The following is a 14477-nucleotide window of genomic DNA, read 5'->3' as shown; positions in this document are numbered from 1 at the left end:
CTGCGGAAATGTTACGAAAAAACATTTCCGGCAAACCTGCTCTATTGATCTTCTCCCATCCGGACTTTACCGTCGGCCCTGGAATCCCACCAGGTCAGTCGCTGCCTTTCAATCGCTTGAAAAGCAGGAGTCGCGGGCTTGACGTCGCTTTGGCGTTCAAGGACGTTCACCGCCGGTCAGGAATTTCACCTTACCCCGAAGATCCATATTCATATTTTTAGTATTGGTTTGAGTTCGTTCATACCATGATACTGCGTCATCGTATGAAAAAGCAACCCGAATGGTTACTTACATAAGTATAGCACATATCTTCGATTTAGCGGAAGCTTCTTTCAATAAAGAATTTTTTCCATGCTATCGATATTTTCGATAGCATTATTTCTTCTGCAGCAATGCCGAAATGACGACCACCGCCTCGGCGCGGGTCGCATGGGCGTTTGGCGCAAATAAGCCGCCGCTTCGCCCGCTCATGATGCCCCGCTGTGCCGCCGTCTCGGCGTAAGGCTTGGCCCAGGCGGGGATTTGCGCGCCGTCGGCAAAAGCAGGCTTGCCGCCGCCTGCCGGCGCTTCGGTCGAAGGCAGCGAACGGACGGCCATGGCGGCCAATTCCGCCCGCGTAATTTTCCTCGCCGGCCCGAACGATCCATCGGCGTAACCGTTCATGATCCCCCGGACTACCGCTTCTTCCACGAAAGGCAGTCCCCATGCCGGAATTTTCTTCGCATCCTTAAATTGGACAGGCTGGCGGGCAGCGTCGCCCGCCCCCAGGGCCCGGATCAGCATGGCGGCCAACTCGATCCGCGTCACTTCCTTGCCCGGTTGGAACGTCCCGTTCGCGTAACCCGTCACCCAACCTTGCTGCACGGCCTGCTCGATGGCGTCCTTGGCCCAGTGACCGCCGATATCTTTCAGGGCAGCCGGTACGGGGACGCTTCCTTCCTTGATCGAAATGGACGCGGTAATGATCTTGCTTGCGGCAGCATTCAGCTTGGAGTCCACCAGTTTGACGTCATGCAGCGAAACGTCGGCGCTGCCCTTCTGCAGCCTCGCGAATTGAACGGAGGCCAATTGAACGGTGCCGTTGTCGCCGACCGTTTTGCCTACCTTGGTATGCGCGATCCGGACCGTCCCGTTTCGGACGATCGGATCGACGGAGAAACCGTTCGGGCCTGCTGAGGCGCTTTGATATGAAAGCTTCTGCGCGTCGTATTTCAGCGTGAAATCGTAAGCGTACAGATCTTTAAGATGTTCCCCCGTCACGACGACCGTGATTTGATTCCCGCTGGACGTTGATTGCAGGGAGACGCCGGGGGCTGCGTCATCCGCCGACGCCTGCGTTTGCGCGGCAAACCACCCGAATACGAGCACGAGTCCGAGAATTGAGGCTAACTTTTTCAGCAATGGGCTTCATCCTTTCGAACATGCCAATCGCAGAAAACGGCATACGGCCGCCTCCTGCGATGGGTGTTGGATTCATCCTTCGTTGGTTTATTTGCCGTACCAATCGCCGATAATCATTTGGGCGACGCCGGCCAGCGCGCGGATCGTGATTTCCCCTTCATTGAAAAGATCGGCGGAGGCCACGCGGCTCCAGTTGCCGTCGGCCGATGTGATGCCGAAATATTTGGCCATGATCGACAGGTCCTGCACGGTAATTTTGCCCGTTCCCGGCACCAGCGTGATCAGCTTCGTCTTGAAGGCCGCAACCGCATTGTTCAGCGCGGCTGTCGCGGCATCGACCTGGGCTTGGGCAGCCGCGGAGCTGTTTTTCACCGAAACGGCGGACTGGATCGCGGTTTGAAGCGCCGACTTGGCCGAAGCCGGATACTGTCCGATCTTTTCGCCTGCGGCGGCGCGGTCGTATACGTTCTGAGCCGAAGCGATCGCCGCGTTTAAGGCGGACTTGTCCACAGGAACGGACGGCACCGGAATGACCGCGTTTTTAAAGGTATGAACGGCGCTTGTCAGCGCAGCCAGCGCCGCATTGATTTGCGTTTGGGTAGCGGATGCATCGTTGTAAACCGCGGTCGCCGCTTGAATGGCCGCAAGCAGGTCGGCCTTGGCCGCAGGCGGATATTGCCCCGGTTCGGTACCCGTTACGGCTTGATCCGCCAGTTGTTGCGCATCCTGAATGGCTGCATGAAGCGCGCTGCGGTCAGCCGTTGCCACTTGGATCTGAACGGCGGCCCCGCCCGTGTTGATGTCCTGCGAAGCGCCGTCCGAGGATACCGTAAATACCGTCACCGACAATTCCGCGCTGCCGGCCGCATCCTCCCTCAGCTTGCCATGCAGTTGAAACAATTCGCCGCTTTCTTTGACCGCATTCGCCTCCCCGGTGCTTGCCAGCAGCAGCCGGATTTGTCCCGCTTCCGGCTTGATGCCCGCCGCCAGCAAATTCAAGCCTTCCCTGGAAGAAGCGACCGCCCCCTCGGCGAGAACGGGACGGCCTTCCTGATCGGTTTGCGTTTGAAACGTCATCTTGGACGGATCGTATTGGATCGTGACGTCCATTGCGGTAAAGGAATACGTCAACGCGCTGACGCCAACCGCCACGTCGACGGGAGCCCCCGCATAAGCGGAAGCCGGCCCCGTCATCGTTGCCGCATTGCTTTTCTCCGGGCCCGCTCCCGCCGGCCGGATATCTTCCAGTTTCAGCAGCTTCAGCTGGTAATTGTTTTTGAAGATGGACGAAATGCCAGTGATGTCGACCTTCGTTCCTTCCGGAAACGACTGCTTCAGCCTATCCGCTTGAACCCCCGTGCGGCTGTCCACGCGCACACGGTTGGTCACGCTTCCGTTGACCAGGTCGAATTCCAGCGAACCGGTAACGGTCTGGTAATTCCGTACAGTCATATTTTTCAGGGTAATCAGCTGCCCTTGATTGCTGTCGTTCACCGTATCTTGAACGATGGGGGTCGGCGCCGGAATGCCCGCCGAATCGTCCAGCTTGGCAACCTGAACTTCGTTCATCAGCTCCGCCTCGGAGTTGAAGACCGTTTTCTGGGCGGTCATTTTAATTTTGTCGCCTGCGTGGAATCCCGTTGCCGAGCTTGGATAGACATAGATGCCAGCGGTTCCGTCCTGCAAATAAAATCCCGATCCGCCGAATATTCCCGGTTCGGACGTGATGACGCCTTGTACCGTCACGTAGCTGTTGTCCGCAGCGGACCTGGCGTTTCGGATCGTGGTCAGCTCCGGAATCGTCACCACCGGACCGCTATCGCCGGAACCGTAAGAGCCTGCTTTATACGTTGCAGGATCGTACCATTTATAGCCTGCCGCCGGTGTCGTCCAGGGCTCCGTGCCGGGGATTTCGGCCGAAGTCGCCGGTTCCTCGAGCGCTCCGAGCAGCGGCGTCGGCTCGTCCAGCGCAATGCCCCGGTTTTCAAACGTCTCGTAATCCTCATGAACGGCCAGCCATTTTACGGTTTGCACGAGGAAGACGCCGTCCTGGGCTTCGCCTTTGAATCCGTCATAGGTTTTTTTCTTGCTGCCGTTGTCTTCGCGGACGTATTTCGGGCTCGCGTCCTCCACCGGCGAAGAGTCGCCGATGAACGCGGCTTTGCCTTTTCCCAGCTTGGCGATGGCCGCATACGGTCCTTCGGCTTTGCCGCCGTTTTTGTATACGCCCCCGGTCGGGAAATTTTTCTTGTCGCTGTTTTCGACCGCGTTGTTCCAGCCGGGCACGTTTTGCGGCAGGTATACGATCCCTTTGACCCGCTTCGGATCGAGGATGACCAGCGTCGAGCCGCTGTGCATTTCGACGTCGTTGACCCCTGCCGTGATGCCGAAGGATTGGTCGTATTTGACCGCATCCGTTTTGGTCACGTCGCCGACCGAATTATAGCGGAAACGGACCCCGAAGTTTTGGCCCAGCCAATCCGTGCTGGTCACGTCCCTCATCGCGCCCGATGCGGCTTCGGCGGCAGCCATGCCTTTGGTCGGGTCGCCGAAAGCTCCGCGGCGGTATCCGTTCATCACTTCGGAGGAATCCCAACGGTTCAGGTTCCGGTCGGAATTGTAATGGTCAGAGATGAAGAAAATGCTGCCGCCTTCCTTGACGTATTGCAGCATCGCGGCTTGCTCCGAGGCTTTAAAAGGAATGTTGGCTTCGCCGATGATAAACACGTCGTACGGCTTCAATTTATTCAACGTAACGGTCGGTTCAGCGTAGGCTTGGGCGCTCATCGGGAGCGTCCGTTCCAGCGCATCCACCTGAAAGTTCGCTTCCCTTAAGCCGTCCGCAAAATCGGAAAAGGCTCCGTCGATCACCCAATCGGCGGCGCCGGCCGTCTGCCCGTGGCTTTGGTCAAACAGCACCTTTTTGCCGGTTCCGTCGGGAAGCGTCGTAGGCACGCCGATATTTTCGCTGCCCGGATCGGACGGATTTGGCGTCCCGCCCCCGCTTCCGGGATCCCCGCCGCCGGACTCGCCCGATAACGTGATGGCCGTCGGGCTTTTGACGCCGAACATGCCGCTGTATGCCGTCAGCGTTCCGGTGACCTGAATCTTTTTGCCGAGATTGCCGGGATTGGTTTTGAGGCCGATCTGCGGACGGTAGCTCGCCGTCACCTGGACGTCGATCAGCTTGTCCTTGCCCGTTTCGCCGGGGGAATCCGCGATCAGCACGTTTAAGTCGTCCTGAAAACCCGAAAAAAGGAGCTTCGAATTGTAGACCTCGCCGACGATATACCCTTCGACCGTGGCGGTTTCGCCGCTGTTGTTTTTGGCGATGGCCTCGGCCACGGTAAGAACGGATGATGCCGCCTGCGCAGGCAGACCGCCAAAAAGGGCGGACAACATCAATATCATTGCCAAAAACGCACCGGCAAGCTGCCTGCTCCGGAATTGGAACGGAATGGCCGTTTTCATTTTCCTTACCTCCCCATGTTTTCTTGTCAAAATCGTCTTCCCCTTAAACGTAGCACCCCTGTATTATTGCAATTTGCTGAAAATGTAAAATTTTACACCTTATTCATAACATCGCCCCCAACCGATTGGTAGTTGGATTTTATATTAAAAATGAACGCCGCATAAGCGCCTTAATCCTTATCTTTGCAATAAAAATACAGAGGTCTCGGGACATCCGAAACCTCTGCATGTCGATGAAATCTGGGAGCGGATCACTATGGCAAATATGAAAAGCGGCGCAATCCGTCGGATTTCGTATGTTGTTGGCGAACCGGCTTTGGCCCGGAAGGCATGGACGTTTCCGACAGATCCGCGGCCAAATCGATGCGGTATAGGCCATACCCGCGAGCGTCGGTCCGCCCCGTATGCGCGATCCCCGGAAAGTCCTTCACGTATCGGGCTGCCTCGGGCGAACCTGCGAAGATGACGTTGACCGGTTTCCCGATAGGGCTGAAACTCCAGTTTTCCTCCGGTTCCGCGACGAGGCAGCCTTGCTCCGCAATATAATCGATCAGCGCCTGCCGGTTTTCGTCCGCCGAGTCAAGCACCAGTTCCGCTTCGCGCAGGCCCGGCACGATGCCGCTGGACACGCGATAATTGCTTGTGACCACGATCAACGGCTGCCCCGGATCCACCGGGACCCCTTCATGCCGCAAGTCTTCGATCCGGCTCGCATCCGGGTTCAGCAGCGTGCCGTCGGGGCCGTATTTTGCCGGCCGGGAGACGTTTACGCGATACGTTACGCCGCCGATCACGTCAAAGTTGAAGGCGGGAAACGCCGGGTTCAGAAGAGGCTGCTCCGAGGTTTCGTCCGGGTCGATGCGATTGTAGATTCCCGCCGAGAACTCAAGCCATTCTTTCAGGGCGGCACCGCTCAATTTGACGGCCTTGACGGTATTTTCGAACAAATACAGCTCCGAAGCGCTGCGGATGGCAATCGGTCCGGGCGGAATCTCCGCATAATCGTTCGGGCCGTTCCGTCCGGCTTTGAACGGCGACGAGGCCGCAAGCACGGGGAGATGCCGCAGATCCGGCGCAAACGAAGCGATCCACCGGCGGGCGTAATCCCTTTGGGCATGATTCAGCAGCTGCACGGAAGCATCGGCATGCACCAAGGAAAAATACGTATGCAAAGGAACCTCGGTCCGGCCGATGGGGGCGTTGGCATAAGCAACGGTTTGTTGATGCGCCTGCTGCAGCAGCGCGGCGATTTCGGCATCGGGTTCCGCGAGCTCGCTGCCCTCCGTCCCGCCGCAGATCTCTCGTACCATCGCTTTTCCATGCACCGCCTGCCATTTTCCGTCCAGCTGCCGGAGCGTCAAATCGATGATTCCGAGCATCGCCCCGCTATAGCCGGCCTGCACCGCCGGCAATCCGTTGATGGTCCCCTCCTGCCAGTCGACCGCCGGCAGCGGCGTTCCGTCCGCATGTTTAAAGGAAGCGTCCAAGGAAGCGAAATCCCTTGCCGGGAACGTCCGATGCGTATGGGAAAACGCGATGGCGTCAATCCCCGGCACCAGGCTGAGGGGCAGCACCGCGTTTTCGGCATCGTGATCCTTCAAGGATACGCCGGCGTCAAAACCGGTATGCGCCAGCGCAACAATGACGTCCGCTCCCTCCTCTTTCATGGCCGGAACCCATTCAAGCGCCGACAGGACCATGTCTTTGACCTGCACTTTTCCGGCCAAGTGGCCCTGGTCCCAGTCCAGAATTTGCGTCGGCGCGAAACCGATGAAGCCGATCCGGATCTCATGCGACCGCCCCATCCCGTCTACGCAGGTTTTCGTCAAAATGACGTACGGCCGGTAGCGGTTGACGGCAAATTTCCTCCCCGCTTCCGCTTCATGCACGTATATATTGGCGTTGACGTAAGGAAAGGAAGCTCCCGCGACGACTTGGTCCAAATATTCCAACCCGTAATTGAATTCATGGTTGCCGAACGTGGCCGCATCATATCCCATCGCGTTCATGGCGCGAATCGCCGGGTGAATCCAGTCCCCCGCCTTGAGCCGGTCCGGATCGACCCGCGCGGCAAACGTGCCGAGCGGCGTGCCTTGAATCAAATCCCCGTTGTCTGTCAGCAGCGCGTTTGCTGCTTCCGCCCTGGCCCGCTTCACCAAGGTCGCCGTCCGGACCAATCCGACCGCGGCATCCTTCCGGTCCCGGTAATAATCGTAGTCCATCAAACAAGCATGCACGTCCGTCGTGGACATAATCCGCAGCTCGATGGACGGCTCGGCGTTTCTTCCCAAGCCGTCCGCCTGCGTATTCGGAATGCCATTCACGTTCACCACTCCTTTTCGCCTCTCCATTCGATCCTGGCTACGCCCATTATACCGTCCGCATATTAAACGGGGGTAAAATCGCCGATTACGGTTTTTTACCATATATAGGGACAGATTCGCGGCCGCCCCGGGACCAGAAATGCGGCGGATCGGGCGGATATTTTACGGCCAATCAACAAAAGTCGCCCTTTCCGTTAACCCTTGTTTCCCGCGCCTATGTTACGCTCATTCCTGTCGGACGGCATGCTCCGGCCGAAAAACCATAGAAAAATTCTGGAGGGGACCATCATGTTTAAAAAAGTACTTGCGATCGGCATGACGCTGGCGCTTGCAGCCAGCCTTGCCGCATGCGGCTCCAAAAGCGCCGGCAACGGCAGCGGAGACGCGGCTTCGGGCACCGCGGAAGCGGCATCTTCCGGCTATGTGCCGAAAGAGCTGAACGTTCAGTTCGTGCCGTCCCAAAATGCCGATACGCTTGAAGCCAAAACCAAACCGCTCGAGAAACTGCTCGGGGACAAGCTGGGCATTCCGGTTCACGTTACCGTATCGCCGGATTACAACACCATCGTCGAAGCGATGGCTTCCAAGCAGGTCGACGTCGGCTTCCTGCCGCCGAACGCTTACGTGCTGGCCCATGACAACAAAAAAGCGGCCGACCTTCTGCTGCAGGCGCAGCGTTACGGCATCAAGGACGAAACCGGCGAGGACACGACCGAAAAAGTCGACTTCTACAAAGCGATGATCGTCGTGAAAAAAGATTCCCCGATCCAAAGCCTGAAAGACCTGAAAGGCAAAAAAATCGGCTGGCAGAACGTCACTTCCTCCGCAGGTTACGTCTTCCCGGCGGCCGAGCTGAAAAAAGAAGGCATCGATCCGGACAAGGACGTGCAGGGCGTAACGATCAAAGGGCATGACGCGGCCATCATGGCGCTTTTGAACGGTCAGGTAGACGCCGTCGCCGTCTTCCAGGATGCCCGCAATACGGTGAAAAAGGACGTTCCCGACGTATTCGAGAAAACCCGCGTCCTCCATTACACCGCCAAAATCCCGAACGATACCGTCAGCGTCCGCAGCGACATGGACCAAAGCTGGAGGGATAAAATCAGCCAGGCATTTATCGATATTACGAACGATGAAGAAGGCGCCAAAATCATCAAGGACATCTATACGCATGTAGGTTACGCCCCGGGCGACGACAAAAACTTCGAATCAGTCCGCGAATACGCTGAGGTCGTAGGCCAGGAAATCAAGTAACGTCGACTGTTCCGGCATATCCATACCTTTCTATCGGGCAGCACCGTCCATGAAGTCGATGGCGGTGTTGTTTCCCATTGCAGACGCCGGAACGCTTTTCCATTCAAACCCATTACAGAAAGTTGGTTCGCCATGATCGAATTCGATAACGTAACGAAGGTTTATGCCAACGGAACGGTTGGACTCCGCAATATCAACCTCACCATCCGCGAAGGAGAACTTGTCGTCATCGTCGGCCTGTCCGGTGCGGGTAAATCCACCTTTTTGCGGAGCATCAACCGCCTGACGGATATTTCCTCGGGAGACATCCGGGTGAACGGCCAATCGGTGACCCGCGCCTCCGGCAGCCAGCTCCGCCGCATCCGGCGCGATATCGGCATGATTTTCCAAAGCTTCAACCTGGTCAAACGTTCGACCGTCATCCGGAACGTGTTGTCCGGACGGGTCGGCTATCATTCCACGCTCCGCACCCTGCTCGGCTGGTTTCCGAAACAGGACGTGGAGCTGTCCCTTGATGCGCTGCAGCGGGTCAACATCCGGGAAAAAGCATACGTGCGCTCCGACCAGCTCTCGGGCGGGCAGCAGCAGCGCGTCTCGATCGCGCGGGCGCTTGCGCAGGAAGCCCGGGTCATTTTGGCGGACGAACCCGTCGCTTCGCTGGACCCGCTCACCACGCGCCAGGTCATGGAAGACTTGAAGCGGATCAACCGGGACATGAACATCACCACGGTCATCAATTTGCATTTCATCGACCTCGCCCGGGAATACGCGACGCGGATCATCGGCCTTCGCGCGGGGGAAGTGGTGTTCGACGGCACGCCGGAAGAAGCGACCGACGAAGCCTTTGCCGAAATTTACGGCCGTCCCGTGCAGCAGGACGAGCTGCTGGGAGGAGCATGATGAAAACGACCGTTTCTCCCGCTTCGCTGAATCCGGCCGCTTCCGGCATGGAGCCGCCGCGAAAATACAAGCGAATTGCCGGATGGATCATTCTTGCCGCCGTCATCATTGCCTGTTCGGTGCGGACGGAAGCGACCCCGTATCAGCTGATCGTCGGCTTGCCGCAAATGGGGAGCCTCCTGCAGGAAATGTTTCCGCCGGATTGGAGCTACCTGCCCACGATCTGGGGACCGATGATGGAAACCTTGCAGATCGCCATTCTGGGCACGACGCTTGGCGCTTTGCTCGCCGTTCCGGTTGCCCTGCTCTGCGCTTCCAATTTGGGCGTCAGCCGCTGGGTTTCCCTGCCGACGCGGATGGTGCTCAACTTGGTCCGTACCATTCCCGATTTGCTGTTTGCCGCCATTTTTGTTGCGGTATTTGGCATCGGGCCGTTTGCAGGCATGCTGGCGCTCGTGTTTTTCTCGTTCGGAATCATCGCCAAGCTGACCTTCGAAGCGATCGAAGCCATCGATCCCGGCCCGCTTGAAGCGATGACCGCCGTGGGCGCCAACCGGCTGCAGATCATCATGTACGGCGTCGTGCCCCAGGCTCTGCCTTATTTTATGTCCTACCTGCTTTATACCTTTGAAGTCAACGTGCGGGCGGCAGCCGTTCTCGGACTTGTCGGGGCCGGAGGCATCGGCCTGCTGCTCGACCGTTCGCTCGGCTTGTTCCGTTATGACCGGGCCGCGATCATTATCTTGCTGACGCTTGCGATCGTGCTCGTCATCGATTACGGAAGTACGATGATCCGGAGGAAACTGCTATGAAATCAAACACGACGCCCGCGCCCGGAAAAGCTTCCGGCTCCGCGTTCCGTGCGCGGATTCGTTTCGCGCTGACCGCCTTGATCGTAATCGCGGTTTATTATTGGTCGATCCAGGGAATTCGTTTTGAAGGGATTCAGGGTACGGCGGGGACCGTGTCCAAGTCCATCCTGCAGGGATTCCTGCACCCGGACTGGTCCTTCGTCTATATACCGGAGGGAGAGGATTTGCTTCGGGGGCTGCTGGATACGCTGGTCATTTCCATTCTCGGGACGGTGGTCGCCGCCGTCGTTTGCATTCCGTTCGCCTTTTGGGCGTCCACGAACATGAGCAGGCGGCTTGCCGTCTCCGGCAGCGGCAAAATCGCGCTGAGCGTCATCCGCGTGTTCCCGGAGATCATCGTCGCGATTTTGTTCATCAAAGCGGTCGGACCCGGCTCCTTTGCCGGCGTCCTCGCGCTGGGCATCCACTCGGTGGGCATGCTCGGCAAGCTGTATTCGGAAACGATCGAAAACATCGACCGCGGGCCGCAGGAAGCGTTGATCGCCTCGGGCGCCAACCGCCTTCAGGTCCTTCGTTACGCGGTGCTGCCGCAGGTGATCCCGCAGTTTCTTTCTTATTCGCTGTACCGCTTCGAAATCAACATCCGCTCGGCCACGACGCTTGGCCTGGTCGGCGCGGGCGGCATCGGGACGCCGCTGATCTTTGCGCTCCAGGTTCGGAACTGGAACCGGGTCGGCATCATATTGCTCGGCATTATCGCTCTTGTCGTATTGACGGATCTGGTATCGGGCTGGCTCCGAAAACGGATTACGTGAGCCCGCATCCGCACGTTTTTTGCAATCATTGGGCAATCCCCGAAATCCCGGCCCTAAAAAGGACTGTTCCCAGGAAATTCCCGGAGCAGTCCTTTTCGCGTTCAGACTCCATCCGAACATCATTTATATCCTGGGAAGGACTGCCGGAATGTTTTTTCGAGCAATTCGGATGGAATAAGGGATATATACGCGGGGTGCTTTTACAATTTTATCCATATGAATAAAAAAGAAAACGCCGCACTCCCCATGGAATACGACGTCCCCTCTTCCCGTTATCTCATTTGATCCGTTTGCTTCATGACCTGCATGTACCGGATCAGCTCCGCTTTTTGCTGCTCGATCGCCCGCACCCGCGTGGCCAATCCGGTAAAAAAGGCTTCCACGTATTCGCGCGTCACGTTCGCCGATTGCCCGTTCCAATCGCTAAGCCTGGCGTACAGGCTTCGGGCTTCCTGCTCGTCGGCCTGAATACGGGCAAGCAGCCAGCTCAGTTCCCGCTCCGCCTGCTCCAGATCGACCAGCTCTACAAGGATTTCGCTCATGTTATCCCTCCGCTTCGAAAGCTTATTGCATTAATTACGGGCCGGAAGCATCGGCCTGACGGAATTGCTCGGCCTTCGATTTGATGAACGTGAGAAACTGCGTCGTCTGCTCGACATGCCATTTCGTCAGCCCGCTGACCGAAGCGTCCAGCTGCGCCACGATCGGCTGCAGCCTGCGGCTGTGGCTGGACTGGGTATATTTCATCAACTTTGCCCTGACCGCCTGCATGTCGGAGCTGATCTGCTGGGCGTTTTGGCTCCATTTTTCGGCGACGCTTTTCAGCTCCTCCGGCGTCACGCGGATCATGCCTTTGCCCGCGCCCATGGCCGCCGCAAGTCCCGTTCCCATCGCGAGCCCGATCGGCCCCATAAAGGCGCTTGGTATCCCGAGCGCCTCGGCCAAAGACAGCGGCGCCCGCGGCGATCCTCCGACATATTCTCCGGTTTCCCCGTGATACAGTTTGTTGTCGATATATCCGTTCTCGTCGAATTTGTAGCGTTTCAGGCCATGGTAATAAGGACCGTCCAGCGTGTTTTTGATCTTGTCGATGATGCCAACCCCGTCGTTGGCATCCGCGTAGTTGGAGTCGATGTAATACGTCGAACCGACGTGCCGGTCGTAACCTCCCAAGGTGCCGCTGGCGATGATATCGCCGGGATGGGCGTAATTGATGATTTGCGAATCGAATTCCCCGTTTTCCGCTTTGCGTCTGGCGCTGCTGGTCAAGCTCCCCATGACGGAAGGCGCGCTGAACGTGACCGCCGATAATCCGGTATAAGCCGCGGCATACTGCGCATCGGCGCCTCCAAGCGAATGTCCCGTCAACGAAAAATTCAAATCTTTGTATTTGCTTTTCATTTCATTGGCGTAATCTTCGGCCTGATACAGCTGCTTGTCGCCGTCAAAAAATTTGTCCACGGCTTTGCCGGCGTCGCCCAACCAATCTTTGGCCTTGGTAATGCCCAGATTATCTTCGATTTGCTGCACCTTGTCGTCCCAGGGCATTTTAACCTCGAAGCTTTTGTCCAATTTCCGATCCAGCTCCCGCAGGCCGATGCCCCCGTCGGTCACGTAGTCCGGCAACGCATCCTTTAACGGTTTGCCGCCTTCCGTTCCTCGGTAAGCGATGACCGCCTGCTTCGTTTCCGGGTTGTAAAACGTGACCGCGTCAAACCCCGAAGAATCGTCGTTGGCCGCATCCTCCAGCACTTCCCAGCCCGGCAGCTCCTGCGGCTTGCTCCCTTTTTTCAAATCGGAGTAGGCGAGATCCGACATGGTTTTATACATTTCGTCCGTGATTTCAGATCCTTTGCTCAAACGTGCTCCTCCCCCTCGGTTCATCCGAACGTGACCGCGTCCTAGTTGGACGCATCCTTTTTCGCGAAGGGATCGATCCCTTTGGCGCGAATGGCCTTTTCAAGCTCCGGGCTCATGACGAAGTTGGTCGTTTTTTTGTCCTCGTAATCGACCGCGATGTTGAAGCTTTCCTCCGGCTTGCCTTTGACGTGGCCTTTCATCGTAATTTTTGGCGTTATGTATTCGTCCAATTTTTCCTGATCCGTGATTTCCACGTCCAGTCCGTATTCATCCTTGAAATACTGGATGGCGAGGTTTTTGGCCTCCTGCATTTGGCCGTCGTTTTCCGATTTGTTCACGCTTTGACAACCTCCCAATAAAACGATCGTAAACAGCATAAGAGCGATAGACCGGAATAAGCGAGAAATAACCATCAGTCCTCTCTAACCCTTTTTCTAAAAATTAAACATGATTCCCTACCATTAATCCAGTTTCTTGAAAAAATCAGGAAATTATGACCACTCGCAGCCGAAAAACAAGACCTAAAGTCCATATTAAAATCGGCCTAATTTCCATCGTATGAGCCTATGGGCGGCCGGATGACATTTCGCAAAAACCCTTGCGGAAGGCCCAAGTCGCCGTTCAAGCAAACCTTAACACATGATTTGTTTGCGGGGCCCTCCGCTTCCGCACAAAAAAAGCCGAGGAAACGATTCCTCAGCTCATGTTTTTGCCGTAATAGATTTCATCCATCTCCTGCGTGATCCGTTCCGTGATTTCCTTCTGCTCCCGTTCGCTTAATCCGTCCTTGGTATATCCGAACAAATAGTTGTCCAGGTCGAACTTTTTCAGCTTGCATTTGGTATGAAATATATGCTCCGGGTAGACGTTGACGTCGATCATGTGGTAGAGGTCTTTGACGTTGTCCGGAATGTAATTCTGGATCGAATTGATGTCGTGGTCGATAAACAGCTTATGCCCCGTAATATCCCTCGTAAACCCCCGCACCCGGTAATCGATCGTCATGATGTCGGTGTCGAAGGAATGGATCAAATAATTCAGCGCCTTCAGCGGCGAAATTTCCCCGCAGGTGGATACGTCGATATCGGCACGGAACGTGCTGATCCCGTCATCCGGATGATATTCGGGGTACGTGTGGACCGTAATGTGGCTTTTGTCGAGCGACATGACGACCGATTCGGGCAGCGGCCCCGGCGATTCCGCATACGACTCCTTCGGGACCTCCACCACGGGCCCCTCCGATACGAGAATCGTGACGCTCGCGCCTTGGGGGACGTAATTCTGTTTGGCGATGTTCAGCACATGGGCGCCGATAATGTCCGAAACCTGTTTTAAAATGGCCGTCAAACGTTCCGCGTTATACTGCTCGTCGATATATTCAAGGTACGCTTCCCGCTCATCCTTGGTCCGGGTATAGCAGATATCGTACATGTTGAAGGCCAACGACTTCGTCAGATTGTTGAATCCATGCAGCTTGACGTGCTGCTCCGGTGCTGCCATGCATCATTCACCTCGCTGTTTCTTTTCAATGCCTAATATTCCCTGATCCAGCCCGGATATCCGTTCGGACGGTCCTTCTATTACATTTCATTACCCGAATTCCTCCGTTTCAACCCTTCCGGCCGTCTCGTCCAACGCCA

At 56.6% G+C, this 14477-nt stretch carries 11 protein-coding genes and 1 riboswitch; of the genes, 4 read left to right on the top strand and 7 right to left on the bottom strand.

Annotation, left to right across the window (positions count from 1 at the left end):
- Positions 1 to 43: 43 nt before the first annotated feature.
- Positions 44 to 207, bottom strand: a riboswitch (FMN riboswitch).
- A gap of 168 nt (positions 208 to 375) precedes the next feature.
- The 3 genes from MKY58_RS04945 to MKY58_RS04935 all read right to left on the bottom strand — a co-directional run bounded on the left by MKY58_RS04945 (position 376) and on the right by MKY58_RS04935 (position 7205).
- Entirely contained in the window at positions 376 to 1401 is a 1026-nt protein-coding gene (locus tag MKY58_RS04945) for an S-layer homology domain-containing protein (protein ID WP_339323694.1), read from the bottom strand.
- An 87-nt stretch (positions 1402 to 1488) separates the two neighbouring features.
- Entirely contained in the window at positions 1489 to 4812 is a 3324-nt protein-coding gene (locus MKY58_RS04940) for a DUF6359 domain-containing protein (RefSeq protein ID WP_339325058.1), read from the bottom strand.
- 314 nt (positions 4813 to 5126) lie between these two features.
- On the bottom strand, positions 5127 to 7205 hold the full coding sequence (locus MKY58_RS04935) for a bifunctional 2',3'-cyclic-nucleotide 2'-phosphodiesterase/3'-nucleotidase (RefSeq protein WP_339323693.1): 2079 nt from the start codon (positions 7203 to 7205) through the stop codon (positions 5127 to 5129).
- A 279-nt stretch (positions 7206 to 7484) separates the two neighbouring features.
- Between MKY58_RS04935 and MKY58_RS04930 the strand changes: the two genes are divergently transcribed.
- The 4 genes from MKY58_RS04930 to phnE (MKY58_RS04915) all read left to right on the top strand — a co-directional run bounded on the left by MKY58_RS04930 (position 7485) and on the right by phnE (MKY58_RS04915) (position 10977).
- On the top strand, positions 7485 to 8450 hold the full coding sequence (locus MKY58_RS04930) for a phosphate/phosphite/phosphonate ABC transporter substrate-binding protein (RefSeq protein ID WP_339323692.1): 966 nt from the start codon (positions 7485 to 7487) through the stop codon (positions 8448 to 8450).
- Between the two features lie 132 nt (positions 8451 to 8582).
- Complete coding sequence (gene phnC / locus MKY58_RS04925; protein ID WP_036712191.1) at positions 8583 to 9350, top strand: phosphonate ABC transporter ATP-binding protein; 768 nt, start codon at positions 8583 to 8585, stop codon at positions 9348 to 9350.
- Complete coding sequence (phnE, locus tag MKY58_RS04920) at positions 9350 to 10162, top strand: phosphonate ABC transporter, permease protein PhnE (RefSeq protein ID WP_339323691.1); 813 nt, start codon at positions 9350 to 9352, stop codon at positions 10160 to 10162. Before phnC ends, phnE (MKY58_RS04920) begins: the two co-directional genes overlap by 1 nt.
- The gene (gene phnE, locus MKY58_RS04915; RefSeq protein WP_339323690.1) at positions 10159 to 10977 is read left to right on the top strand and encodes a phosphonate ABC transporter, permease protein PhnE; all 819 of its coding nucleotides are present in this window, start codon (positions 10159 to 10161) and stop codon (positions 10975 to 10977) included. Before phnE (MKY58_RS04920) ends, phnE (MKY58_RS04915) begins: the two co-directional genes overlap by 4 nt.
- A gap of 272 nt (positions 10978 to 11249) precedes the next feature.
- Here the strand turns inward: phnE (MKY58_RS04915) and MKY58_RS04910 are convergent, their stop codons facing one another.
- From MKY58_RS04910 to speD, 4 genes are all read right to left on the bottom strand, one after another.
- Complete coding sequence (locus MKY58_RS04910; RefSeq protein ID WP_339323689.1) at positions 11250 to 11519, bottom strand: hypothetical protein; 270 nt, start codon at positions 11517 to 11519, stop codon at positions 11250 to 11252.
- A gap of 34 nt (positions 11520 to 11553) precedes the next feature.
- Positions 11554 to 12837: a hypothetical protein gene (locus MKY58_RS04905; RefSeq protein ID WP_339323688.1), complete on the bottom strand. Its 1284-nt coding sequence runs from the start codon at positions 12835 to 12837 to the stop codon at positions 11554 to 11556.
- Positions 12838 to 12878: 41 nt separating this feature from the next.
- Positions 12879 to 13175, bottom strand: coding sequence for a hypothetical protein (locus MKY58_RS04900; protein WP_156124631.1), 297 nt, complete (start codon positions 13173 to 13175; stop codon positions 12879 to 12881).
- Between the two features lie 358 nt (positions 13176 to 13533).
- Positions 13534 to 14337 (bottom strand): adenosylmethionine decarboxylase, encoded by an 804-nt coding sequence (speD, locus tag MKY58_RS04895; RefSeq protein ID WP_339323687.1) that lies wholly within the window; start codon positions 14335 to 14337, stop codon positions 13534 to 13536.
- Positions 14338 to 14477 lie beyond the last annotated feature (140 nt).

The sequence above is a fragment of the Paenibacillus sp. FSL W8-0194 genome, assembly GCF_037969745.1.
GTDB classification, from domain to species: Bacteria; Bacillota; Bacilli; order Paenibacillales; family Paenibacillaceae; genus Paenibacillus_AQ; species Paenibacillus_AQ cookii.
The sequence above is the reverse complement of the archived record's forward strand: the minus strand, read 5'-3'. Positions and strand labels throughout refer to the sequence as shown.

Coding starts and splice junctions, on each gene's coding strand:
- MKY58_RS04940 (WP_339325058.1), bottom strand. CDS start 4,812: ATGATATTGATGTTGTCCGCCCTTTTTGGCGGTCTGCCTGCGCAGGCG.
- MKY58_RS04930 (WP_339323692.1), top strand. CDS start 7,485: ATGTTTAAAAAAGTACTTGCGATCGGCATGACGCTGGCGCTTGCAGCC.
- phnC (WP_036712191.1), top strand. CDS start 8,583: ATGATCGAATTCGATAACGTAACGAAGGTTTATGCCAACGGAACGGTT.
- phnE (WP_339323691.1), top strand. CDS start 9,350: ATGAAAACGACCGTTTCTCCCGCTTCGCTGAATCCGGCCGCTTCCGGC.
- phnE (WP_339323690.1), top strand. CDS start 10,159: ATGAAATCAAACACGACGCCCGCGCCCGGAAAAGCTTCCGGCTCCGCG.
- MKY58_RS04910 (WP_339323689.1), bottom strand. CDS start 11,519: ATGAGCGAAATCCTTGTAGAGCTGGTCGATCTGGAGCAGGCGGAGCGG.
- speD (WP_339323687.1), bottom strand. CDS start 14,337: ATGGCAGCACCGGAGCAGCACGTCAAGCTGCATGGATTCAACAATCTG.